General features: G+C 36.4%; 22 protein-coding genes. 21 read left to right on the plus strand and 1 reads right to left on the minus strand.

Annotated features, from left to right (window positions below; all coding sequences use genetic code 11):
- The 20 genes from ACPWSR_RS13455 to ACPWSR_RS13550 all read left to right on the plus strand — a co-directional run bounded on the left by ACPWSR_RS13455 (nt 1) and on the right by ACPWSR_RS13550 (nt 21,955).
- Nucleotides 1-720, plus strand: coding sequence for an aspartate/glutamate racemase family protein (locus ACPWSR_RS13455; RefSeq protein WP_426348747.1), 720 nt, complete (start codon nt 1-3; stop codon nt 718-720).
- A gap of 17 nt (nt 721-737) precedes the next feature.
- Complete coding sequence (locus ACPWSR_RS13460; RefSeq protein ID WP_426348748.1) at nt 738-2,258, plus strand: amino acid adenylation domain-containing protein; 1,521 nt, start codon at nt 738-740, stop codon at nt 2,256-2,258.
- 3 nt (nt 2,259-2,261) lie between these two features.
- On the plus strand, nt 2,262-2,489 hold the full coding sequence (locus ACPWSR_RS13465; RefSeq protein ID WP_426348749.1) for a phosphopantetheine-binding protein: 228 nt from the start codon (nt 2,262-2,264) through the stop codon (nt 2,487-2,489).
- Nucleotides 2,490-2,505: 16 nt separating this feature from the next.
- On the plus strand, nt 2,506-4,098 hold the full coding sequence (locus ACPWSR_RS13470; RefSeq protein ID WP_426348750.1) for an MBOAT family O-acyltransferase: 1,593 nt from the start codon (nt 2,506-2,508) through the stop codon (nt 4,096-4,098).
- Nucleotides 4,099-4,109: 11 nt separating this feature from the next.
- The gene (locus tag ACPWSR_RS13475) at nt 4,110-5,177 is read left to right on the plus strand and encodes a hypothetical protein (protein ID WP_426348751.1); all 1,068 of its coding nucleotides are present in this window, start codon (nt 4,110-4,112) and stop codon (nt 5,175-5,177) included.
- A 64-nt stretch (nt 5,178-5,241) separates the two neighbouring features.
- Complete coding sequence (locus tag ACPWSR_RS13480) at nt 5,242-5,781, plus strand: hypothetical protein (RefSeq protein ID WP_426348752.1); 540 nt, start codon at nt 5,242-5,244, stop codon at nt 5,779-5,781.
- A 254-nt stretch (nt 5,782-6,035) separates the two neighbouring features.
- Nucleotides 6,036-6,986, plus strand: coding sequence for a tetratricopeptide repeat protein (locus ACPWSR_RS13485; RefSeq protein WP_426348753.1), 951 nt, complete (start codon nt 6,036-6,038; stop codon nt 6,984-6,986).
- A 194-nt stretch (nt 6,987-7,180) separates the two neighbouring features.
- Nucleotides 7,181-8,473 carry a S1C family serine protease gene (locus ACPWSR_RS13490; RefSeq protein ID WP_426348754.1) on the plus strand — a complete coding sequence of 431 codons (1,293 nt, stop codon included), beginning with the start codon at nt 7,181-7,183 and terminating at the stop codon, nt 8,471-8,473.
- Nucleotides 8,474-8,687: 214 nt separating this feature from the next.
- Complete coding sequence (locus tag ACPWSR_RS13495) at nt 8,688-9,836, plus strand: AI-2E family transporter (RefSeq protein WP_426348755.1); 1,149 nt, start codon at nt 8,688-8,690, stop codon at nt 9,834-9,836.
- Nucleotides 9,837-9,898: 62 nt separating this feature from the next.
- The gene (locus ACPWSR_RS13500) at nt 9,899-10,096 is read left to right on the plus strand and encodes a DUF4177 domain-containing protein (RefSeq protein WP_426348756.1); all 198 of its coding nucleotides are present in this window, start codon (nt 9,899-9,901) and stop codon (nt 10,094-10,096) included.
- A gap of 208 nt (nt 10,097-10,304) precedes the next feature.
- Nucleotides 10,305-10,679 carry a BlaI/MecI/CopY family transcriptional regulator gene (locus ACPWSR_RS13505; RefSeq protein ID WP_426348757.1) on the plus strand — a complete coding sequence of 125 codons (375 nt, stop codon included), beginning with the start codon at nt 10,305-10,307 and terminating at the stop codon, nt 10,677-10,679.
- Nucleotides 10,676-12,148: a M56 family metallopeptidase gene (locus ACPWSR_RS13510; protein ID WP_426348758.1), complete on the plus strand. Its 1,473-nt coding sequence runs from the start codon at nt 10,676-10,678 to the stop codon at nt 12,146-12,148. The genes ACPWSR_RS13505 and ACPWSR_RS13510 overlap by 4 nt, the downstream gene beginning before the upstream one ends.
- A 181-nt stretch (nt 12,149-12,329) precedes the next feature.
- Nucleotides 12,330-12,524: a DUF4177 domain-containing protein gene (locus tag ACPWSR_RS13515; protein WP_426348759.1), complete on the plus strand. Its 195-nt coding sequence runs from the start codon at nt 12,330-12,332 to the stop codon at nt 12,522-12,524.
- A 122-nt stretch (nt 12,525-12,646) separates the two neighbouring features.
- Nucleotides 12,647-14,236: a response regulator transcription factor gene (locus tag ACPWSR_RS13520; RefSeq protein ID WP_426348760.1), complete on the plus strand. Its 1,590-nt coding sequence runs from the start codon at nt 12,647-12,649 to the stop codon at nt 14,234-14,236.
- 38 nt (nt 14,237-14,274) lie between these two features.
- The gene (locus ACPWSR_RS13525) at nt 14,275-16,086 is read left to right on the plus strand and encodes a sensor histidine kinase (protein WP_426348761.1); all 1,812 of its coding nucleotides are present in this window, start codon (nt 14,275-14,277) and stop codon (nt 16,084-16,086) included.
- The gene (locus tag ACPWSR_RS13530) at nt 16,074-17,012 is read left to right on the plus strand and encodes a sugar ABC transporter substrate-binding protein (RefSeq protein ID WP_426348762.1); all 939 of its coding nucleotides are present in this window, start codon (nt 16,074-16,076) and stop codon (nt 17,010-17,012) included. The genes ACPWSR_RS13525 and ACPWSR_RS13530 overlap by 13 nt, the downstream gene beginning before the upstream one ends.
- A 19-nt stretch (nt 17,013-17,031) precedes the next feature.
- Nucleotides 17,032-17,904 carry a galactose ABC transporter substrate-binding protein gene (locus tag ACPWSR_RS13535; RefSeq protein WP_426348763.1) on the plus strand — a complete coding sequence of 291 codons (873 nt, stop codon included), beginning with the start codon at nt 17,032-17,034 and terminating at the stop codon, nt 17,902-17,904.
- A gap of 374 nt (nt 17,905-18,278) precedes the next feature.
- Nucleotides 18,279-19,784, plus strand: coding sequence for a DUF1846 domain-containing protein (locus ACPWSR_RS13540; RefSeq protein ID WP_426348764.1), 1,506 nt, complete (start codon nt 18,279-18,281; stop codon nt 19,782-19,784).
- Nucleotides 19,785-20,329: 545 nt separating this feature from the next.
- Entirely contained in the window at nt 20,330-20,647 is a 318-nt protein-coding gene (locus tag ACPWSR_RS13545) for an NUDIX hydrolase (protein WP_426348765.1), read from the plus strand.
- 612 nt (nt 20,648-21,259) lie between these two features.
- Nucleotides 21,260-21,955, plus strand: coding sequence for a CPBP family intramembrane glutamic endopeptidase (locus ACPWSR_RS13550; protein WP_426348766.1), 696 nt, complete (start codon nt 21,260-21,262; stop codon nt 21,953-21,955).
- A gap of 58 nt (nt 21,956-22,013) precedes the next feature.
- Here the strand turns inward: ACPWSR_RS13550 and ACPWSR_RS13555 are convergent, their stop codons facing one another.
- Entirely contained in the window at nt 22,014-22,514 is a 501-nt protein-coding gene (locus ACPWSR_RS13555; RefSeq protein WP_426348767.1) for a GNAT family N-acetyltransferase, read from the minus strand.
- A gap of 186 nt (nt 22,515-22,700) precedes the next feature.
- Between ACPWSR_RS13555 and ACPWSR_RS13560 the strand changes: the two genes are divergently transcribed.
- A complete protein-coding gene (locus tag ACPWSR_RS13560) occupies nt 22,701-23,234 on the plus strand; it encodes a flavodoxin domain-containing protein (RefSeq protein WP_426348768.1) in 534 nt (177 codons plus the stop codon).
- Nucleotides 23,235-23,294: the final 60 nt, after the last annotated feature.

Consider the following 23,294-nt stretch of genomic DNA (forward strand, 5'->3'; position numbering starts at 1 on the left):
ATGAAGACATTAGGAGTCATTGGAGGAATTGGTCCCTTAGCTACTGCATATTTCATGGAGCTTCTTGTAAATATCACTGAAGCTTCTGGAGATCAGGAGCATATTGATGCAATTATCTACAGCAGACCATCTATTCCTGATAGGACCAGCTATATTTTAAAAAAGAGCAAGGAAAGTCCCGTAAATATGATGGTGGACATAGGGAAGAAGCTTCAGGAGCAGGGAGCCTCCTTTATAGCCATTCCCTGTATAACTGCTCACAGCTTTTATAAGGAAATTGCTGAGGAGATAGAGGTTCCTGTAATCAATGCCTTAGAAGAAATAGCAGTATATCTTAAAGCACAAAAAATTAATAGAGCTGGAGTTTTTGCTACCGATGGTACCTTATACTCGAAGTGTCTGCAGAGAACACTAGAAAGCCACAATATAGAGGTAATACTGCCATCAGAAAAATCTCAGAGCTATTTAATGGAGATAATTTATAACAATATTAAGTCAGGGAAAAAAGTTGATAAAGATAAGTTTGATTATATAAAAGATGATATGGATAGAAAGGAAGCGGAAGTGATAATCCTAGGCTGTTCAGAGCTTTCCCTATTAAAGAAAAATAAGATCATAGGGCCAGGTTTTATTGATCCCATGGAGGTTCTGGCCAAGAGAGCTATTGAGCTTTGCGGAGGCAAGGTAAAGGAAGAATACAAGAGCTTAATAACAAAATAGTTATGGAGGATATGAAATTGCAGAGAAATATTTTACAGTACCTTGAAGAAACTCAAAAAAGGCTGCCTGATAAGATAGCCTATGGAGATGAAAACAATACTATTACCTTTTCAAAGGTTTATGAGGAGGCTAGGGCTGTAGGGAGCTTCCTTGCTAATAAAGGCTATTATAAAGAACCCATAGTGATATTTATGAAAAAACAGCCAAGGACACTGGCAGCATTTTTTGCAGCAATTTATGGAGGCTGCTTCTATGTGCCCTTAGATGAAGAAATGCCTGCCTTTAGGATAGAGCTTATATTTGAAAAGCTTAAGCCTAGAGCAGTAATCTGTGATGAAAGTACAAGGGTGTTATTAAATGACTTTACCTTTAGTGGTGAGGCCTATCTTTATGATGAGCTCATTAATACAGAAATAAATCATAAAGCTTTAGCTACCATAAGAGATAAGGCAATTGATACAGATCCCATTTATATAGTATTCACCTCAGGGTCTACAGGGATACCTAAGGGAGTAGTAGCCTGTCATAGATCCGTTATTGATTATATTGACAATCTAATGGAAGTATTAAAGGTTGATGAGACTACTATTTTTGGTAACCAGACACCCTTTTATTTCGATGCCTGCCTGAAGGAGGTATTAGGAACTATAAAGTGTGGAGCTACCACTTATATTATTCCTAAGAGTCATTTTATGTTTCCTTTAAAGCTGGTGGAATTTTTAAATGAGTACAAGATAAATACCGTATGCTGGGTGGTAAGTGCTCTGACAATGATTTCCTCCTTTAGAGTATTGGAAAAGCTAATTCCAGAGCATCTCCATACCATAGCCTTTGGCAGTGAGGTATTTCCTATTAAGCAGTTTAACCTTTGGAAAGAATACCTGCCTAGTGCTAGATTTATTAACCTCTATGGGCCCACAGAAGCAACGGGAATGAGCTGTTATTATGAGGTGGAGAGAGCTTTTAACCTGGAGGAAGTGATTCCTATTGGAAGACCCTTTAAAAATACAGAAGTTATTCTTTTAAATGATGACAATAAAGTGGCCGTGCCAGGAGAAATAGGTGAAATTTGCATCAGGGGGACTTCCGTTACCTTAGGCTATTATAAGGATCAGGAAAGGACTGCTGAGGTGTTTGTGCAGAATCCCCTTAATGATAGCTATCCAGAGCTCATATATAGAACAGGAGACTTAGGAAGATACAATCAGTGGGGAGAGCTTATATTTGTTTCCCGAAAGGATTATCAGATTAAGCATATGGGTCACCGCATTGAGCTGGGAGAAATAGAGGCCAATGTTAATAGGCTGGAGGGTATCAAGAGCTCCTGCTGCATCTATCATAAGGAAAGAGATAAAATAGTCCTTTATTATACTGGGGATATTGAAGTGAGAGCTTTAGTGGAGAGGCTTAAGAAAAAGCTACCCAGGTACATGATACCAAATCACACAGAAGCCTTAGAAGTCATGCCCTTAACCCCTAATGGAAAAATAGATAGGGTTTATTTACAAAATAAATTTTTGAATAAAAAGGAGAAATAAATTATGGAAGCATTATTAGATATTTTAAGAGATTTACATCCTGAAGTGGATTTTGAAAATAATGAGAGGCTTATTGATGACCATATATTAGATTCCTTTGACATAGTGTCTCTTATTGCTGATATAAATAATGAATTTGATATATCAATACCTGCGGAGGAGATAATCCCTGAGAATTTTAACTCTGCTAAGGCGCTATTTGCACTGATTGAACGACTAGAAGACGAATAAAAATAGGAGACAAACCATGCTATTTACATCCTACAGCTTTATATTATTTATAATTTTGCTTTTTCTTTTGTATTATATAATACCTAAAAAGCTTCAATGGAAGCTGCTGCTTGTAGCAAGCTACTTATTTTATGCCTTTGCAGGGCCAAAATACTTAATATATATAATAATCACTACTGTTTCTACCTATATAGCAGCTCATAAGCTAGGCAAGCTTCACAAGGAGCAGGATGCCTACTTAAAGGAGCATAAAAAGGAGCTAGATAGGGAAGGGAAAAAGGCTTATAAGGCTGTGATGAAGTCCAAGCAGTGGAAGTGGCTTTTAGGGACCCTTTTATTGAACTTTGGTATTTTATTTGTAATAAAATATTTGAACTTTACTATTATTAATATAAACTGGGCTCTAGGTATTTTTGGAAGGCAGGGTGGCTTATCCTTTGTTACCCTGGCACTGCCTCTAGGGATATCCTTTTATACCTTTCAGACCATGGGCTATATCATTGATGTTTATAGAGGAAAGTTTCCACCTGAGAATAATCTAGGAAAGCTTGCATTATTTGTTTCCTTTTTCCCTCAGCTTATTCAGGGGCCTATAAGCCGATACGATGATTTAGCTAAAACCTTATATAAGGAGCATCCCTTAGAATTTAAAAATATATCCTTTGGTATACAGAGAATTTTGTGGGGCTTCTTTAAAAAGCTGGTGATAGCTGATAGGATGCTCATTGCAGTAAAGACTCTCATGGGTGATACCTCCAGCTATCATGGGGCCTTTGTAGTAGTATTGATGCTCTTTTATACCTTTCAGCTTTATGCTGACTTTACAGGAGGTATTGATATAACCATAGGTATAGCAGAGGTGTTAGGTATCTCTGTAAAAGAAAATTTTATGAGACCATATTTTTCTAAGAATATAGCAGAGTTCTGGAAGAGATGGCATATTACCCTTGGAACCTGGTTCACCGATTATCTTTTCTATCCCATTTCTGCCTGGCAGCCTATGCTTAAGTTTTCTAAGTTTGCTAGGAAGAGGTTTGGAGATAAAATTGGTAAGAAGCTGCCAGTATATGCTGCCTCCTTTGCTGTCTGGTTTACCACCGGTGTTTGGCATGGCTCTAGCTGGAACTTTATAGTATGGGGCCTGGTAAATTACGCAGTTCTCATGGGTTCTGAGGAATTAAAGCCCTTTTATCGCTGGTTCCACGAAAGGTTTAAGGTAGAGGGGAAATTTTATTTCAGGCTATTTCAGATAGTTAGGACAACTCTCCTCATGAGTGCTATAAGACTTTTTGATGTTTATAGAGATGTACCTGCCACCTTCAGGATGTTTGGAAGTATATTTACCACCTTTAACTGGGGAGAGCTGTTTACTGGGAAGCTGTTGACCTTAGGGCTTACCCCAGGAGATTATGTAGTTTTAATTGCTGGCTTTATATTGATGCTCAGTGTAAGCCTTCTTCAGAGAAGGGGAAGCGTGCGGGAAAGCCTTGCGGCAAAACCTGTTCTAGTGAGAAATGCTTTAGTATATATGCTTTTTGTTGCGATAATTATATTTGGTGCCTATGGAGTAGGCTATGACTCCTCGCAATTTATATATAATCAATTTTAGGAGAGTGACCGATGAAAAAAAGACTAATAAGTATTCTTTTGACTGCTGTCCTTGGAATAGCCGGCTTAGGCTTTGCCCAGAAGCTCCTAATGCCAAAATATACACAGGGGATAGTTGAGGGTAATCTCATTGAAGAATATTATGCTTCAGAAAAAAATCACGATGTATTATTCATTGGAGATTGTGAGGTATATGAAAATGTATCTCCTGTAACCCTCTGGGAGGAGTATGGAATTACTAGCTATATAAGAGGTAGCGCTCAGCAGCTAATATGGCAGTCCTATTATCTTCTAGAGGAAACCTTAAAATATGAAAAGCCTGAGGTGGTAGTATTTAATGTATTATCCATGAAGTATGATCAGCCTCAGCGAGAAGCGTATAATAGAATGACCCTTGATGGTATGAAGTTATCGGGGACAAAGCTTAAGGCCATAAAGGCTTCTATGCTTCCTGAGGAAAATTTAATAGATTATTTATTCCCCATACTGAGATATCACTCAAGATGGAGTGAGCTTTCCCTTGATGACCTTACTAATGTGTTTCAAAAGGATAAGCAATTTCACAATGGCTATTATATGAGAGCGGATGTTAAGCCTGTAGACACAGTGCCTACAGGAAAGATATTAGCTAATTATAGCTTTGGAGAAAATTCCTATAAATATCTAGATATGATGGTAGAGCTCTGCAAGGCAAATGATATTGAGCTGATACTTATGAAGGCTCCAAGCCTCTATCCCTACTGGTATGAGGAGTGGGAGGTGCAGATGGAGGAATATGCACAGGAGAATGACCTGAAATATATTAATTTTCTAGAGCTCATAGAGGAAACAGGAATAGATTTTGACGTGGATACCTATGATGCTGGACTTCATCTTAATGTTACAGGAGCAGAAAAGGTTGCGATGTATTTAGGTGAGGTCTTTCAAAAGGAATTTGCTATAGAGGATAAACGAGGGAACAAGGAGCTTGCAGAAAGCTGGGATGATAAGGTGGAATTTTATAATTCCATGAAAGCAAGCCAGTATGAGGAACTGGAGAAGTATGGATACCTTAAGAGTCTAAAGGGAGATTTAGAGTGAGGCATTACTTCGTTGAAAATATAAAATATTATCTAGAAGCAATATAATCTTAAGGAGGAGTATTATGAAAAAGATAGTTAACATTGTTCTGGCCTTGGCCTGTGTATTTACCCTTACTGCCTGTGCAGGTAATTCGGTTGATGAGAGTGGCAAGGATAGCTCTAATAATGGAGCAGTGACAGAAAATAATAAGGATGAGAAGAATTATACCTTTAAATATAATGATACAGCTATTGCAGTTAATATGGAGGCTGATAAGCTTCTTAATAAGATTGGTAATGAACAGAGCTATTTTGAGGCTCCCAGCTGTGCTTTTGATGGAATTGACAAGATTTACACCTATGGTGGCTTTGAGCTTCATACCTATCCTGCTTCTGATGAGAAGGAATATGTTTCTGCTGTGATCTTTAAGGATGATAGTGTTAAGACAGAGGAAGGGATTTATATAGGGGATACCAGGGAAAAGGTTGTGGAAACCTATGGTGAAGACTTTGAGGATGTGGATGGAGCATATGTATATGATAAAGGAGAAGGAAAGCTTCAGTTTATCTTTAAGAATGACCTGGTAGCGTCGGTAGAGTATATAGCTACTGTAAGTAAATAAAAATATACTTCTTTACTTTGGAGAAGCTTATAAATATAAAGCTCTGATTATAGAATTTTTTCTAAAAATTAGAGCTTTATTTTAATTGTATTAAAAAATGACTTTCTATAGAAAAATAATTCGACAATTTCTTGCTTTGTTTGAATAAATTAATTATAATTTTTTATACAGGGTATTGTAAACAGGAAGCTTTAAATTATTGTATACATCATATTGATTAATCCTGTTGCTTTCTTTAAAGAGGGGATGTAAATATGGAAGGTTTATCAATTACTATAAGGAAAGTATCAAATGATGAATTTGATAGACAGGAAATTATGAAAAGAATATTAATACTTCAAAGCAGCTTATGTGAAAAAAGTGAAGTTATTAAGAATATGAGTCTGGAGGAGCTTCAAAAGCTTTTCAGCTCTTACTTAAAGCTGGCAGGTCTTTACAAGCTCATAGGAAGCTATAAAAATGCGGAAAATTGTTATCTAGATGCCATAGATGTTAAAAGAAAGCTTTCTGCTAAGGGAAACAGCAAGGTTAGTGAGTGTCTTGCCTCTATTTATGAAAGCCTAGGGGATATTTATAAAAATCAGGGTAAGGAAAATAAAGCTCTCATTTATTATCTTAGTGAGGCGAAGGTATATGAAAAGCTATATAAGCTAAAGCCTGAGGCCTATGAAAAGATTCTCAGCAGTAAATACTTTATTTTAGGAAAGCTATACAAAAGCAACGGTTTATACAAAGAAGCTGAAAAGCTCCTTATTAAGGCTAGGAATCTACTTCATAAGAGACTTTTTAATTCTTATGATAAAGAAATTATTATGAAGCTTATAGAGCTTTATGATAGCTTGGGTGATATTTATTTAAAGGGGAAGGATTATAAAAAAGCTGAGAAGGAATATTTTAACTCCTTTGATTTAAGACAGGAAATTTCTGATTATATTTCTGGGAATGCTTTTTATGATAAAGGAATGACCTTTGATAAGCTTGGAGATCTATATAAACACTGGGGAAAATATGAGGAAGCAGAGGACTTTTATATGAAGGCAATTAAGCATAGAGAAGGCTTTTTCGCCAGTAATTGTTTTTATTGCGCTTCAGAGCTAGCAGAGGGCTATAACAAGCTGGCTACCTTGTATGAGGAGCAGGAGCATTATAAGGAAGCAGAAGCTTATCTTAAGAAGGCTAGATACATAGAAAGAGAAATGATGTAAGTACACATATATTTTATACTAAGGGGAGTCTTTTGGCTTCCCTTAAGTAATTATAACTTTTATTTTTTCAAGCTATTATCAATAGTCCTTCAAATAGTTTTCACTTAAGATAATTATTATATAACCATAGAGGGAAATAATAATAAATGTTAATAATATAAAGTGAAAAATCACAGGTTAAGGAGGTATGATTTATGGATAATGAATATAACAATAATAATGATAGAGATGATTTTCAGAACACTGATCCTATAAATAACAGCCATGAAGGCTTAAATAATAATCAGTTAGGAGGAGATGCTATGGGTGACACATATAAGTATTCCTTTGAAGAAAAAACTCCAGATAATATCCACGATAAAAAGCAGGAAAAATACGTTACTAAAAAAGGCTTAGCAGCAACTGTAGCTATTTGTATAGCACTTTCCTCAGCGGTAGGCTTTGGTGGTGGCTATCTAGCTTCAAGTCTAAATAGAAATGGTAAAATAACTGGTGGCAATGGTTCTGTTGGCTATGAGACAATTATAAAGACAGCGGTAAATGATGGTGAGGCTTCAGGCTCCATGTCTGTAAGTGATATTGTGGAGGAGTCAGCGGATACAGTAGTAGAAATAAAAACCTCAGTAACTACCCAGGGCTTTATGGGTCAGCAGGTGTCAGAAGGGGCAGGCAGTGGAGTAATTATATCTGAGAATGGTTATATAGTAACTAATAATCACGTTATTGAGGATGCCAGCTCAGTAAACATTAGACTGAGGGATGGAGAAACCTATGAGGCAGTGCTAGTAGGTACTGATGAAAAGACTGATATAGCAGTTTTAAAGATTGAGGCTAGTGGACTAAAATCAGCAGTTTTAGGAGAATCAGGAAGCTTAAAGGTAGGTCAGTCAGTGGTTGCTATAGGTAATCCTTTAGGTGAATTAGGAGGAACTGTAACCTCTGGTATTGTAAGTGCCTTAGATAGAGAAATTCAGCTAGATGGAGAGACCATGAATCTTCTTCAGATCGATGCTGCTATAAATCCTGGAAACTCTGGAGGAGGCCTATTTGATGGCCAGGGAAATCTTGTAGGTGTAGTGGTAGCTAAATCTGCAGGAACAGGAGTAGAAGGCTTAGGCTTTGCAATTCCAATAGATGATGCTAAAAAAATTATCGATGATCTTATAAATAACGGCTATGTTACTGGAAGAGTTGTTCTCGGTGTATCTGTTTATGAGATTACTGACAGGGAATCAGCTAGAAGATTTGGCACCAATTATCTTGGAGTATATGTAAATGAAGTTACTGAAGGGTCTAATGCTGCAAGAGCTGGTATCAAAAAGGGAGACAGCATAGTTTCTATTAATGGAGAGGAAATATCTACTGTGGAGGATTTAACCTCAATATTAGGGGATCACTCTGTGGGAGATACTCTTAAGATAAGAGTCCTTAGAGCTAATGAATATGTTGATTTACAGGTAGTAGCGGAGGAAACAAAGGGCCAGTAGAGCTTAGAGGTTCACACTTAATAAAAGAATTAATATAACTATATAAAGTTAAAATTAGATGCGTCAGGCTGCGACGCATCTATTTTATTCTAAGGCAATTTTAAGTTATTAATAAAGTGAGCTTTAGAATCAAATTGCAGAAAAAACTGATGTTACAAGCTTAATAACTATGATAGAATTATAGTATTATACACGAGGAAACGGAGAATGCTTAATGAAACCTAATCAGGATAATAATTTTAAAGGAAATTTGCTTTTAATAACCTATGGGCTAATATTAGCCTTTGTGCTGTTAAACATAAAAACTATATTGAATTTGTTTTCCGGTTTATTAGGAGTACTTAGTCCATTTTTAATCGGTATTGCTTTAGCTTTTGTTTTTAATATCCCCATGAAGGCAATTGAAAATAAGCTTATAAAGCCTATGTTTAAAGGGGACAAAAAGAGATTTGCTCGTCCAATAGCACTAGTTATTACTTTAATTTTGATCTTTGGGATTTTAACAGGCATTTTTGTTTATGTGGTTCCACAGCTTGTATCCAGCGGTGATACTCTTGTAAGCAACATGGACTCCTATGCTGAATCCTTAAATGATTTTATGAGTAAATACATGGGCTCAGCGGAAGTTTTAAATGAGCTCTGGCAGAAGGTTGTAGATTTGGGAGAAAATTTAGTTTCTCTTGTTGGTAGGTTTGCTGGTAACATCTTAGATCAGATACTTGGGATAACTATAAGTATTACCACGGTGATATTTAATATCTTCATGGGATTTCTTATTGCCATATATATTCTCCTCAGCAAGGAAAAGCTTAATGTTCAATCAAAAAAGCTTATATATGCATTAATGGACAAAGAAAAGGGAGATAGAGTTTTAGAAATAGCAAGGTTAAGTGAGAATAAGTTCTCTCGTTTTGTGTCCGGTCAGGTAATTGAAGCCTTCATATTAGGCTTCCTATGCTTTATCGGAATGGTTATATTTAGAATGCCCTATGCCTTACTTATAAGTGTAGTTATAGGACTGACAGCTCTTATACCTGTATTCGGAGCCCTCATAGGAACTGTACCGGGAGCCTTTATAATTCTAATGATAGAACCAAGCAAGGTGATATGGTTTATTGTACTTATTGTTGTGGTTCAGCAGATAGAAGGTAATCTGATTTATCCAATAGTAGTGGGAAATTCCATAGGACTTTCAGCCCTGTGGGTCCTTCTAGCCATAACCTTAGGAGCCGGTTATTTTGGAGTCTTAGGTATGCTCATTGGAGTACCACTTTGTGGAGTATTGTACACCTTATTTTCTATATGGATTAATAAAAGACTCAGAGAAAAGGGTATAAGCTCTGAGGAGCTAGAGGATAGATAAGGAATATTTTTTCTGCCTCCGCGAGATAATATTAACAGGAAAAAATAAGGAGTGTGGTTTGTATGAAATGGGAATATAAGACTGAGAGTCTTGACCATTTTCAGAGCAGCGGAGGAGGAAGCACAATAGAGGAGCAGCTAAATAGCTATGGCAGCGAGGGCTGGGAGCTTGTGACAATGCTTCAAGGTAATACTGCCACCGTAGGAAATCCACCGAGAATTAATGGCAGCCTGTTAGTATTTAAAAGAAGTAAATCGTAGAGCAATAGAATAGAAGTAAAGATTTAATATAAGCTGCAGATCTTTATAGTTGCAGCGGATAAATTAAATAGGATTTTGCATAATGACATGGCTTAGTTCATGTCATTTTTTTTATGTGACAAATTAAAATATTTACAAATATTCCTTGACTTGGTAATTTTACAATTGTAGAATATAATTACTACAGATGTAGAAGAGAGGGATGTATATGAAAAATCTACGCCGCCTTCCTGATGGTGAGCTGGAGGTTATGCAAATCATTTGGCATGGGGATACTCCAATGCCCCGCTCTGTAATTGAAAAGGAGCTTACGGAATCAAAGCACCTGGCCCCAACAACTATACTAACCTTTTTGACCAGGCTTTGTGATAAGGGCTACCTTACCATGGAGAAGCAGGGGAGGATTAACTATTACACGCCGCTTATTTCTGAAAAGGATTACCTAGCCTCTGAAAGCCGAAATATCTTAAATCGCCTTTATGGAGGCTCACTGTCAGCTTTTGCAGTCTCTTTAGCTGATGGTGGTGTTAGTCGTGAAGAAATAGAAGAGCTGCGCAGGCTGTTGGAAGAGGGGACATTATGATTTGGTTTCGGATAGCTTGGGCATTGTTTTTAACAATTATGGTTAATGTGGCCTTCCGACGTTCCTGGGGATGGGAGCATGGTAAGCCTGCTAGCTATATGAGTCTTAAGGAGGAAGAAGATTGTAAGGAGACGGTAATTTGGATGTCGCCCTTAATCCTTCCATTTATGATGATAGGATTTTTGGTATTGTTTATTATATTTGAGGGAGGGAAAGCAGGATTATTTCGGTTTCTTGGTTTATCCTTAGATATAGTTGTTACCTTTAGCTTTTACTATATAATTCTTTTAGCCCTGCTCCCTGTATTACGGAAATATTTCAGTGCAAGAGCCTGTGCTACACTGTGGATAATCCCAGTTTTTCTTTTATATCAAGCACATGTTATGTATCAAAGCGGATATACTCCATTTCTTGTAATTTATATTCCTGCTGTGGTGCTTAGGTGGTTTCCTTATATTTGGCTCTTAGGCTTTCTGACTGTTTTTCTTTCTAAGATAGCTCAACATATTATATTTCGACATAGGATAATGTCCTCAGCATGGAATATAGAGGATGAGGAGCTCCTAGCTATTTGGAATGAAGAGCTAGATAGAGCAAATTATATAAAACCTGTAAGACTTGTTTTTAGCAAAAATGCTTTGTCTCCTCTGTCTATGGGGAGAACAAAGAGAAGTCAGGTTACAGTAATGCCAGATAAAGAGTTCTCTCCCGAGGAGCTGCACTTTATTTTCCGTCATGAAATCCGTCATCTGCAGCGCTGTGATGTGGACACGAAAATTTTCCTGGCCTTTTGCAGCGCCTTATGCTGGTTTAATCCTTTAGTATGGATGGCGATTCGTAAGGCCTCTGAGGATCTAGAGCTTTCCTGTGACGAGATAGTATTGGAGGAGGCTGATTCTTCTACCAGGAGACGTTATGCTGAGCTTCTGCTCCAGACTGCCAGTGAAGGTCAAGGCTTTACCACCTGTCTTTCCGCAGCTGCTAGCTCTATGAGGTATCGTTTGAAAAATGTTATTACATCTCATAAACGCTGGACTGGAACAATTTTAGTCTCAACGGCAGTATTTCTATGTACTATGGCCTATGGCACCGTTGCAGTTTCCAGCAATCGCAGTACCATTGGAGATGCACTGTCATATTTATATGCTAGTGAGGGCAGGATTGAATCGGTGTATTACAGAGATAATTATAATTACTATGATAGTAATACAAAAAAATTGAACCCAGAAAAGCTTTATAAATATATTACTAGTCTGGAGGTAGAGGAGCTTAACAGTGCTAATGACCTCGTGTATGATTCTTTGCCATATATAAGTTTTTATATAAAAGTTAATGATGAAGATATAATAATAAGCATAGAAGATAAGAAGATGGATATTAGAAAAATCTTTGGAAAAGATAAAAAGTACTACATCCTTCATTCTGATATAGATTGGGAATATATTAAGTCAGTACTAGAGATTGATTAATGTAAAATTAGCTTAAAAGAGCGTAAAGGACCTCCTTATTCAACGGCTAGCATAAAATATGTAATAAAATTATAGATACTGTAAACATTTAAATAATTTGTTTGAAGTAATATTTCCTAATTTAGACTTTTATAGTAAAGTATGCTTAATACAATATTTGCATATGAGGAGGTTGAGGATTATGACATGGGAATATAAAACAATTTCTCTTGATAGCTTTCAAAGTGAGGCAGAGGGTATGAGCTTATTAGAACATCTCAACAACTTTGGCACTGAAGGCTGGGAGCTTGTTACTTTACTTAAGGGAGATACAGATACCTTAGGTATTGCTCCTTTAGTGGACAAAGACACCCTTGTATTTAAAAGAAGCAGATAATGAAATATCCCCCTAAAGACCGCTATATTTATTTTGTAGCGGTCTTATATTTTGGCGTTTTATACTACCTTTAATAGCTAAATATGTTATAATTTACAATAGGAAATCTTCGGAGGTTTGATATGAAGCTATATAATATCATGATTGTAGATGATGAGGCAGCTGTTCGAGAAGGAATGGTTAACAGGATCAAGTGGGAGGAGCTGGGCTTTAAAATAATAGCTGAAGCAGAAAATGGGGAGGAGGCTCTTGAAAAAGCGGAAGCCCTAGATATAGATTTGGTGCTTACGGATATAAAGATGCCCTTTATGGATGGGATAACCATGGCTGAGAGGCTCCTAAGGGATAAGCCTCATTTAAAGCTAATCTTTTTGACAGGCTTTGATGAGTTTGAATATGCACAGGAGGCTATAAGGCTAAAGGCTGTAGACTATATTTTAAAACCCATAAATTCCTTTGAAGTAAAGGATATGCTCATAAAGGTAAAGGGAATACTGGACAAGGAAATTGAAGAAAAGAGAAACCTACAGATTCTTGAGGAAAGATATAGAGAAAGCCTCCCCTTTATCAAAATACAGTTTCTTCATGAGGTCTTAACAGGGACACTGAGTAATGAGGAGATAGCTTCTCGCATGAAGCTCTATAATATTTCTGTTGATATAGGCAGATACAGGGCTGTGAGCTTTTTTGATATCAGCTCACCAATAAATGAGGAGGAGCTGCGATTAAAGGAGCTTATAACAGTATCTGTTAAGAATATAGTAGACGAGGCCTTTCAGGGTAAATGTAATTTTATCAGCTTTATAAGCTTATCCAGTATTATTGTTATAAGCTCCTGGCAGAAAGAGGCCTTGGGGGAGCTTATGGATATAAATAATAATGTATGTCTTACAGCTCAAAAAATCCTAAATGTTAGCGTTACCAGCGGTACTGGGAGGTTTTATAAGGAACTCACCGCTTTGAAAAAGTCATATATAGAAAGCAAGACTGCCGTTGAATATAAGGCTGTTATGGGTGAGGGCAGGGCTATATACATAAAAGACATGGAAAGCCTCAGAGGGGAAGAGTCCATATTTGATACCATGGATGAAAAAAAGCTTCTACTAGCAATTAAGTTTGGGCCTGTGAGCCATATTGAGGAAAATATAAAGGAAATCGTAGACAAGCTCACTGGGGCTGAAATCAATGAATTTACTTATAACACCTATCTTTTAGGGGTATTAAATACTTTGTTCTCCATAATTCAGAGCTATAAGCTGGATGAAAGAGAGATTTTAGGAGATAGAGAGCAGTGGTATACAGTGCTTTCTCGTGAGCTTTCAAAAGAGATGCTTATGAATAAGCTCCTTAATATATCCATTAAAATGAATACCAGCATCAGTGAGAGACGGACAACCAGTACAAAAAAAATAGTGGAAGAAGCAAAAGAATACATAAATAACCACTATCATGAGTCAGATCTTTCCGTGGACAAGGTCTGTGGAAAAATTCATATAACTCCCTCATACTTTTCTACTATTTTCAAAAAAGAAACCGGGCAAAATTATATTCAGTATTTGACAGAGGTTAGGCTTAACAAGGCAGTGGAGCTATTAAGGGGGACAGATGATAAAACCTATGTAATTGCTCAAAAGGTTGGCTATGAGGAGCCTAATTATTTCAGATATGTTTTTAAGAAAAGGTTTAAAGTATCACCTTCCAGCTTTAGATGATAAGCTTTTAGAAAATAAAAATTGACAAGGAAATTGCTATGAGCAAAATAAATTTTAAAAGAGCCTTAGAAGGGTTAAAGAATCACTTTCCCTATTTGGGTATAAGATACGCAGTTTTTCTATCCTTTACTATAACTGCAGTTCTAGCTATTACCTTAACTGCTCTTACAATCTATTTGAGGTTTTCTCATCAGATAGAAGAAACGGTGCAGAATGAGAATAGAAATCTTGTTGAGCAGGCAAAGCTGTCTCTTAACACCTATCTTAGAGATATGATTGGTGTATCAGATGCCCTTTATTATAATATTATAAAAAATAATGAATTAGAGGCTGATGAAATAGATGATAAGTTTGAGCTGATATATAATACCTACAGCAGCTATATAGATAAGCTGGTTGTTTTCTCCTCAGAGGGAGAAATACTAACCTCAGCACCAGCAGCAAGTCTTTCAAAGGATGCTGATGTAACCTCCGAGGAATGGTTTTTAAAGGCAAAGGAAAAACCTGAGAATTTTCATTTCTTCAATCCCAGGGTTGAGAGGGTCTTTGCAGGAACTGATTATAGCTATGATTGGGTGGTGTATTTAAGCTCCTCTGTGGAAATAACAAAGGAGAAGGATACGGAGCAGGGAGTTCTGCTCATAGTACTAAAATACAATGGCATATCACAGCTTTTTGAAAATATACGGCTATCCAACGACGGCTATGTTTATTTAATGGATGATAGAGGAAATATTATATATCATCCCTATCAGCAGCTCCTGGCCTCGGGGATAAAGGAAGAAAATAACCTTGAGCTAGCTGATTATAAGGATGGCAACTATGAAGATAAGCTTTTTGATGAAGAAAGGTCTGTGATAATAAATACTGTAGGTTATACAGGCTGGAGAGTAGTAGGTATAGTTTCTACGAAGGATTTAGTAACCGTAGGAGTAGATAACGTACTTTTTCTTTTGATTGTTTTACTTTTACTTCTTGAAATGCTTATCTTAGTTAACACCTATATAACAAATAAGATTACATATCCTATTAAACGCTTAGAAGAGTCTTTAAAGGGGCTAGAGGAGTATGGGAATAAAAGAGAGATATTTATTGGAGGCTACTACGAGGTTAGAAGCCTTGGGATATCTATTCAGAACATGGTTGACCGGTTGAAGCAGCTTACGGAAGAGATTGTAGAGGAGCACGTGGAGAAGCAAAAAAGTGAGCTCAACGCTCTCCAGGCTCAGATAAATCCTCATTTTTTGTATAATACCCTGGACATAATTGTATGGATGATAGAGCAGGAGGAATATGAAGGTGCTGTAAGAGCTGTAACTGCTCTAGGGAGGTTCTTCAGGATAAGTATAAGCAAGGGTAAGAACATCATAACCGTTGCCAATGAGCTGGAGCATGTGGAGAATTATCTACTAATACAGGAGTATAGGTATAAGGATAAGTTTAAATATAGAATTTCTGTGGATAAAGAGGTAATGAATATGTCCACAATAAAGCTGGCAGTTCAGCCTTTAGTGGAAAACGCCATATATCACAGCATGGATTATATGGATGGGGATGGACTAATAAATATAAGGGCTTTTATTAAGGATGGCAGGGTAAATATTGCAGTAGAGGATAATGGTATGGGAATGACAGAGGAGACTGTTACCGAGCTTCTTAAGTCAGGACCTAAGTCCTCAAAGGGCTCTGGAATTGGTCTTAGAAATGTTCATGAGCGTATAAAGCTTTATTTTGGAGAGGAGTATGGTGTAGCCATTGAAAGCAAGCCGGATCATGGTACCTGTATAACCTTGGTATTTCCAGCGATACCCTATGGAGAATTGGAGGAGAATAATTCATGGGAAAAGTAGAAAAGTTTATAAGCTTTATAATATTGCTTGTACTAATTGTTCTCCTAGCAGTGCTCTTTAAGCGGCTCTATACACCTCAGGAGGTGGTAAAAACTTATCAGGTGGCAGTTATAATGGATAATTCTGCGGAAGAATACTGGAAATATATTATGCTGGGAGCGGAAAAAGCAGGTATAGATAATAATATGGATCTGCGTTTCGTTGGTATGTATGTGGATATGACGGAGGGAGAGCAGCTATCCTATATAGAAAGAGAGATAGAGAATAAGGTGGACGCTATCGTCCTAGCCCCAATTAACAGCCAAGCCCTTGAACTGTGGTTAGAGGAAAAGAAAATATCCATTCCTATAATATCCCTGGGGGAAGAGATAAACTCTCAAAAGGTTATAAAACACATCTCCGTTGATAATTATACTATGGGGGAGCATTTGGCAGAAGTCCTGGCTAAGGATGCTCCGCAGGAAACCTCTTATATATTTTACCCCCATGGAGCAGTAGGGGGGATAGAGGAAAGATATAATGGGCTAATTAATAAGCTTAGGGAGCTTAGAATTGCTTATGAGACCGTGTATGTAAATAGAGAGGACTTAGAATATGGAAATCTTTATGCTGCTTCTATGGATCCTTCAGGAAGTGCTATTGGTTTAATCCCTGAGATTACAGAGCAGCTATCAGAAGCCTTTGGAGAGGATAGAAGAGTATATGGTGTAGGTATTACCGATAATATTTTAAGGGGTCTTGAGAAGGGGAGTATTTCAAAGGTAATAGCTCAAAGTGATTATGATGCAGGGTATTTAAGTATAAACTGGCTATACGGCTATTTAGAGGAAAAAAAGAATGAAGAGGTATTTTTGGAGATATATGAGGTGGATAAAAATAATATGTTTACCATGCCCTTAGAACAGATTTTATTTCCCATATCCTAGACAAGGCAGAGGTGAAAAAATGAAAGGATTAAAAATATTCAGTGTACTATCAGGCTTTATTATCCTTGTGGTAGCCATCTATTATGGTTATATAAGGGAGGGGGAAGAGAGCCCAGAGAAGAATAAAGTAATTAAAATTGGAGTTGCTCTTTACTCAGAGGAGGATGTTTTCATTTCCAACATCATGGCTGGTATGTGGACTAAGGCTAAGGAACTAGAGGACAGCACTGGAATTCAGAGCTATATTAACATAGCTGATTCTAAGGAGGATCAATTTGTACAGAATGATCAAATAGAAAGATTTATAGCTCTAAATTATGATGTCCTATGTGTGAATTTAGTTGATAGAACTAATGCTGCTCACATTATTGATATGGCAAGGGATGCGGATATTCCCTTAGTGTTTTTTAATAGGGAACCTGTCCAGGAGGATATGGAAAGGTGGGAAAAGGTATATTATGTGGGCACTGATGCTAGAAAGTCAGCAGAGCTGCAGGCAGATATGATAATTTATTCTTATAAGGACAACCCTGGAAGAATTGATATAAATGGAGATGGAATTATTCAATATATCATGCTGGAGGGAGAAAGCCGACATCAGGATACTCTTATTCGTACTGAGGTATCTATAAAGGCCTTAAAGGATGCGGGCCTTGAGGTGGAAAAGGTTGATGGAGCAATTGCCAATTGGGATAGAAGTCAGGCAAAGACCTTAGTAGAAAGGATATTTAAAAAGCATAAGGATGAAATAGAGCTGATAATTTCTAATAATGATGATATGGCTTTAGGAGCTGTACAGGCATTAGAGGAGCTGGGGATTAGCTTTTCAAATATAGTAGGGATTGATGGAACTGTACAAGGCTTAGAGGCTGTGCAGGAAAAAAAGTCTTAGGGACGGTAAATGTAAATATTGAAGCACAGGCAGAGGCTATTTTTAATCTGGCATATATGCTAGCTCTGGATATTAGCCCGGAAAAATCAATGAATATTGATCCTTATAAATCTGTGAGAGTGCCCATGGCCATTACAGTAAGTGATGATTAAATTCTTTTTATATGAAAAATATTCATTTCTAATTAAAAATATTATTATAGCTAATGGTATATATGAGTATTATTTCTCTTATATACCTTTTTTGATAAGGAGTTATTTACTTTGAGGTTGTTTTGTGCAATAATTTTAAGTTGAATGATGAAAATTGAATTAATGTGACATAATAATTTTAACATAAAATATTTAATAAATAGATGTTAGTGAGGGGCTAAAATGGAGATTGGATTTGATCACAAGAAGTATTTAGAAGAGCAGTCGAAGTACATACTAGAAAGAGTTAATAATTATGATAAGCTTTATTTAGAATTTGGGGGTAAGCTGCTATTTGATATGCATGCTAAGAGGGTTCTTCCTGGTTTTGATGAAAATGCTAAGATAAAGCTATTACACAAGCTGAGAGAGAAGGCTGAAATAGTTATCTGTGTTTATGCTGGTGACATTGAAAGGAATAAGATTCGTGGAGATTTTGGAATCACCTATGATATGGATGTTCTAAGACTCATCGATGATTTGAGAGCTTATGAGCTGGATGTAAATAGCGTGGTTATCACAAGATATCAGGAGCAGCCAGCTACAAATGTCTTCATTAACAAGCTGGAGAGAAGAGGAATTAAGGTCTACAAGCACAGGAGTACAAAGGGCTATCCTACGGATGTAGATACCATTGTCAGTGATGAGGGCTATGGCCAGAATCCTTACATAGAAACTACTAAGCCTATAGTAGTAGTTACTGCACCAGGACCAGGAAGCGGTAAGCTTGCTACCTGTCTAAGCCAGCTTTACCATGAATATAAGAGGGGAAGAAGTGCAGGCTATTCAAAATTTGAAACCTTCCCTGTGTGGAACATACCTTTAAAGCATCCTTTAAACATAGCTTATGAAGCTGCTACAGCAGATCTTAAGGATGTAAATATGATTGATCCCTTCCACCTGGAAAGCTATAATTTTAAGGCAGTAAACTATAATAGAGATATAGAAATGTTCCCTGTCCTAAAGAAGATTATTGAAAAAATCACCGGTGAAGAAGCGGCGTACAAGTCTCCTACTGATATGGGAGTAAACCGCGTAGGCTATGGAATAACCAATGATGAAGTGGTTCAGAAGGCTTCAAAGGATGAGGTTATTAGAAGATTCTTCAAAACTCAAGTGGAATACAAAAAAGGCTATGTAGATATAGATACCCTAAATAGAGTTAAGTTCATAATGGAAGAGCTTCAACTGAAGGAAGAGGACAGAAAGCCAGTTACTGTGGCAAGAGAATATGCTTCCAGCTATAAGGTTAAAAACTGCACAGAGCACTGCCCAGTAGTGGCCATGGAACTTCCCGACGGCACTATCCTAACAGGAAGAAGCTCAGAGCTGATGAACTCCACAGCAGCACTGATCCTCAATTCCGTTAAGCACATTGCCAAAATCTCTGATGGAATACACCTTATTTCCCCAGTGATACTGGAGCCAATACTTAACTTAAAATCAAAGAATTTAGGCATCAGAAATACTGCCTTAAACTGTGAAGAGGTGCTCATCGCCCTAAGCATATGTGCCGCCACAAACCCAACAGCCCAAGTAGCCATGGAAAAGCTATCTGAGCTAAGCGGATGCCAGGCACACTCCACTACAATTCTAAGCAGAAGCGATGAGGAGACCTTTAGAAGGTTGGGGATTGATGTAACTAGTGATCCGGAGTATCCTTCGGAGAGTTTGTATTATAATAATTAAAAGAGCAGAGATGAGCTAAGAGGTAAGAAGTAAGAGCTAAGAGTTGAAGAGCAGAGAAGAGAGAATAGAGAAAAGAGAAAAGAGAAAAGAGCTAAGAAGTAAAAGGTAAGAGCTAAGAGTTGAAGAGCAGAGAGAAGAGAAAAGAGCAAAGATAAAAGATAAAATATAGAAGCAAAGGATAAAACAGAGGATAAAGCAAAGGAAAAAGGATAGAAGTAAATAAAAGGATAAAGCAAAGGATTAAGGATAGAAGTAAATCAAAGGATAAAGTAAAAGATAAAAAATAAATTAAAAGATATAGTAACAAAGGATAAAAATAAAAAAAGTAAATCTGATAAGAAAGAGCTTGTGCGCTGATGATGGTGCAGGGCTCTTTTTGTTTGCTTGTTTGTTTTGGCAGGTGATTAGGGGAGGAGGGAAGAAATGTTTTGATGGTTATCGGTAAGTGGTTAGTTATGAAAAGATGAGAATAAAGTTAAATTAAGTGGTAAATAATGCTATAATTTGTGTATAAATAGCTATTTTTTACAAAGGCGAGGAAAGATATGGGAATTGAATTTAATGTTATTGCTATCTTTGATTGTTCGAATAAACATATACTTATGTGTAGGAGGAGAAAAAATCCTTATAAAGGGCTATATAATTTAGTAGGAGGGAAAATAGAAAAAGGAGAAGATGGGCTAGCTTCGGCTTATCGTGAGTTAGAGGAAGAGACTAGTATCTCTAAAAATGATATTAAATTGACTCATTTGATTGAGGCTACACAGCATAGAAGATGGATAAGAGTGGTCAGAGATATATATTATTATAGGCTCTATATCCATTATCTCAATTATCTACAATTTGTCCTTAAAAACCAATGAAAAATATAGTAAGGTTATAATTAGCTCTGCTTTAATGGGATTTCTTCTTTCTTGTATGTTTTCTTTAATTGATCTTGTTGTAGACCATTATAAAGTTATACAAGGAGTGCCAGATGGAAGTTTCTTGACTTTAGGAGAAACGATATCGGAGTTTTCGGATGATTTGTTTTTAATTGTTCTTATAATTATGTGTTCAGTTACTTTAATTTCATTTATAGGCACAACAATATACTCAAAGATTTTTAGGAAAATTGCATAACTCTATTGAGGGTATTTATACTAAAATATGGATTAAGGGAACTTTAAAAAGTTCCCTTAATCCATATTTGTTATTATCAACACTATTCTTTAACATGACCTTTCTTTTAAATGAAAATGCTTTGAGATCGGTTAAGAGTGTTTAAAATTTTCTGTTATAAATTTAGGGATTTGTATTTTTTTATATTAGATAATTCTTGAAGGCTATGTCCAAAATACTGTTGATTTTTGACGATAAATAGCATATAACAATATTAGGAAATAATATCTAAAAAAGGAGTTGATTGTACATGCCTACTATGAAAGACGCATTAGATATATGTATGTAAAGAATAGAGAGAGGAGTATTCTAGGATGAAAAAGCTATATGAGAAAAGTGAAATATGGTTTGCTGTATTGTGGATTATTATCTATACCCTTGTAATGGGGAATCTTAGAAATAATTTTGGAGATGCAAGTCCATATCCTTTAATAGGATTATTGGTAATTGCGATCGCTATAACAAGCTTTATTGTAAAAAATAAACTTGTGGTAAAGTATGGACTGGTTGGCTTGTCGGATGTTAAGAAATATTTATATTTCATACCGTTTGTTCTTTTAGCTACAGTGAACTTTTGGTTTGGCGTATCTATGCACTATGATTTGTTACATCAAACATTTTCAGTTATTACTATGGGACTTGTTGGCTATGTTGAAGAAATAATATTTAGAGGCTTGTTATTTAAGGCAATAGAAAAGGATAGTGTTAAAAAGGCAATTATTATATCTGCAGTTACTTTTGGTGCTGGACATATCATAAACCTTCTTACAGGACAGGCGACAGCAGATACTTTTTTTCAAATTGGTTATGCAATAGCAATCGGATTTGCATTTGTAATGGTATTCTACAAGAGTGGAAGCCTAATTCCATGTATCATTACACATAGTGTTGTTAACATTACATCGAAATTTTCAAATGCTTCATCCAATGTATGGGATTACCTTGCAGCTTTGTTTATTATCATAGTTGCAGGGGGATATGCTTTATATCTACATAAACGAGTAAAATAAGTTCTTTTGCTATAAAGTCCACCTCTCATCCCGCATCATAAGCTTAAATAAATTTATATTAAAGGTTTATCCAGATATAGTGTCTTTCTTCGGTTATTTTTTCTATTACTCCGTTATTATTTAGGGCCACTTTTATGGAGGGGGTATTGGTGTTCTTGATGGTTAATAATAGGTTGGGGATATTCATTTTCTTTGCTTCTTTTATTAGCATGTTGAGGAGGATGGTTCCGTAGCCTTTTTGTCTTTGTGATGGTCGTATGGAATAGCCTAATTGTCCGCCTTCTTCTTTTAGCTTATCAGTGAGGTAGTGGCGAAGCTTGCCGATGCCTACAGGCTGTCCGTCAGCATAAAGCCAGTAGATGGTTGTGGGTACCTTCCAGTCTGGCAGGCCTATTCCTTTAGAGGTGTTATTGCTAGATGTAAGCCAGGATTTGTATTCTTCAAAGGTTTTACCGTTTACTGAATTAATAAAGCCGTCTTCATTTCTCGGAATTTCCTGCAGCATTTCATAGATATCCATACCATCTTTTATTGTTAATTTTCTTAATTGAAAGCTCATAGGTTTCTCCTTTTAATAGAATTTTCTTTATGATATATTTCAATATTTCATTTGCTTTTATTATATAATATAATATTAAGTAATTACAAATATTTGGAAAGTCAAAGATTGAGAATTAAGTTTTTCACTATAATTAAGAGTAGTAGGGTGTATAAAAATTAATGGGAGTATGGAGGATAGGGGATTATGAAAATTATCGTTATTTATAGATCCAAAACAGGCTTTACTCAGAGCTACGCTGATATGATAGCAGAGGAGCTTAAGTGTAAGGCCGTTAACATTAACAAGCTAGCCAGTACTGAGCTCAAGGAATATGACGCAGTTATTTTTGGTGGTAGACTTAGTGCAGGGAAGATAGATGGACTAACAAAAGCAAAAGAGCTATGTAAAAATAATAATGTGAAAAATTTCATCATTTTTACTACGGGAGCTACACCTAATACAGCAGTAGAGGTGATCGACAAGGCATGGCAAGCAAATCTAACTAAGGAGGAATTAGCTTCAGTTCCTCACTTTTATATGCAGAGTGGGCTCTGCTATGAAAAAATGTCTGGTTTTGACCGTTTTATTATGAAAATCTTTGCTTATATAGTGAGCAAAAAGAAGGTAAAGGACACCACTGAAGCGGCATTAGAGCAGGCGATTCAAAGCTCACATGATATTTCCTCAAGGGAATATATTGAACCGTTAGTTAAACATGTGAAGGATACTAGAGTGTAATAGGAAACAGTAGTTTAGATTTTCTTTTACTTCAAAGGATAAAAAATAAGGGTAAGGCTG

Source organism: Alloiococcus sp. CFN-8 (assembly GCF_049943125.1).
In the GTDB taxonomy this organism is placed as follows: Bacteria; Bacillota; Clostridia; order Clostridiales; family Clostridiaceae; genus JAEXZL01.

Bases quoted from the DNA above. Each gene is read 5' to 3' on its own strand.
- ACPWSR_RS13455 (WP_426348747.1), top strand. From the start codon at position 1: ATGAAGACATTAGGAGTCATTGGAGGAATTGGTCCCTTAGCTACTGCA.
- ACPWSR_RS13465 (WP_426348749.1), top strand. From the start codon at position 2,262: ATGGAAGCATTATTAGATATTTTAAGAGATTTACATCCTGAAGTGGAT.
- ACPWSR_RS13470 (WP_426348750.1), top strand. From the start codon at position 2,506: ATGCTATTTACATCCTACAGCTTTATATTATTTATAATTTTGCTTTTT.
- ACPWSR_RS13475 (WP_426348751.1), top strand. From the start codon at position 4,110: ATGAAAAAAAGACTAATAAGTATTCTTTTGACTGCTGTCCTTGGAATA.
- ACPWSR_RS13480 (WP_426348752.1), top strand. From the start codon at position 5,242: ATGAAAAAGATAGTTAACATTGTTCTGGCCTTGGCCTGTGTATTTACC.
- ACPWSR_RS13485 (WP_426348753.1), top strand. From the start codon at position 6,036: ATGGAAGGTTTATCAATTACTATAAGGAAAGTATCAAATGATGAATTT.
- ACPWSR_RS13490 (WP_426348754.1), top strand. From the start codon at position 7,181: ATGGATAATGAATATAACAATAATAATGATAGAGATGATTTTCAGAAC.
- ACPWSR_RS13495 (WP_426348755.1), top strand. From the start codon at position 8,688: ATGAAACCTAATCAGGATAATAATTTTAAAGGAAATTTGCTTTTAATA.
- ACPWSR_RS13500 (WP_426348756.1), top strand. From the start codon at position 9,899: ATGAAATGGGAATATAAGACTGAGAGTCTTGACCATTTTCAGAGCAGC.
- ACPWSR_RS13505 (WP_426348757.1), top strand. From the start codon at position 10,305: ATGAAAAATCTACGCCGCCTTCCTGATGGTGAGCTGGAGGTTATGCAA.
- ACPWSR_RS13510 (WP_426348758.1), top strand. From the start codon at position 10,676: ATGATTTGGTTTCGGATAGCTTGGGCATTGTTTTTAACAATTATGGTT.
- ACPWSR_RS13515 (WP_426348759.1), top strand. From the start codon at position 12,330: ATGACATGGGAATATAAAACAATTTCTCTTGATAGCTTTCAAAGTGAG.
- ACPWSR_RS13520 (WP_426348760.1), top strand. From the start codon at position 12,647: ATGAAGCTATATAATATCATGATTGTAGATGATGAGGCAGCTGTTCGA.
- ACPWSR_RS13525 (WP_426348761.1), top strand. From the start codon at position 14,275: ATGAGCAAAATAAATTTTAAAAGAGCCTTAGAAGGGTTAAAGAATCAC.
- ACPWSR_RS13530 (WP_426348762.1), top strand. From the start codon at position 16,074: ATGGGAAAAGTAGAAAAGTTTATAAGCTTTATAATATTGCTTGTACTA.
- ACPWSR_RS13535 (WP_426348763.1), top strand. From the start codon at position 17,032: ATGAAAGGATTAAAAATATTCAGTGTACTATCAGGCTTTATTATCCTT.
- ACPWSR_RS13540 (WP_426348764.1), top strand. From the start codon at position 18,279: ATGGAGATTGGATTTGATCACAAGAAGTATTTAGAAGAGCAGTCGAAG.
- ACPWSR_RS13545 (WP_426348765.1), top strand. From the start codon at position 20,330: ATGGGAATTGAATTTAATGTTATTGCTATCTTTGATTGTTCGAATAAA.
- ACPWSR_RS13550 (WP_426348766.1), top strand. From the start codon at position 21,260: ATGAAAAAGCTATATGAGAAAAGTGAAATATGGTTTGCTGTATTGTGG.
- ACPWSR_RS13555 (WP_426348767.1), bottom strand. From the start codon at position 22,514: ATGAGCTTTCAATTAAGAAAATTAACAATAAAAGATGGTATGGATATC.
- ACPWSR_RS13560 (WP_426348768.1), top strand. From the start codon at position 22,701: ATGAAAATTATCGTTATTTATAGATCCAAAACAGGCTTTACTCAGAGC.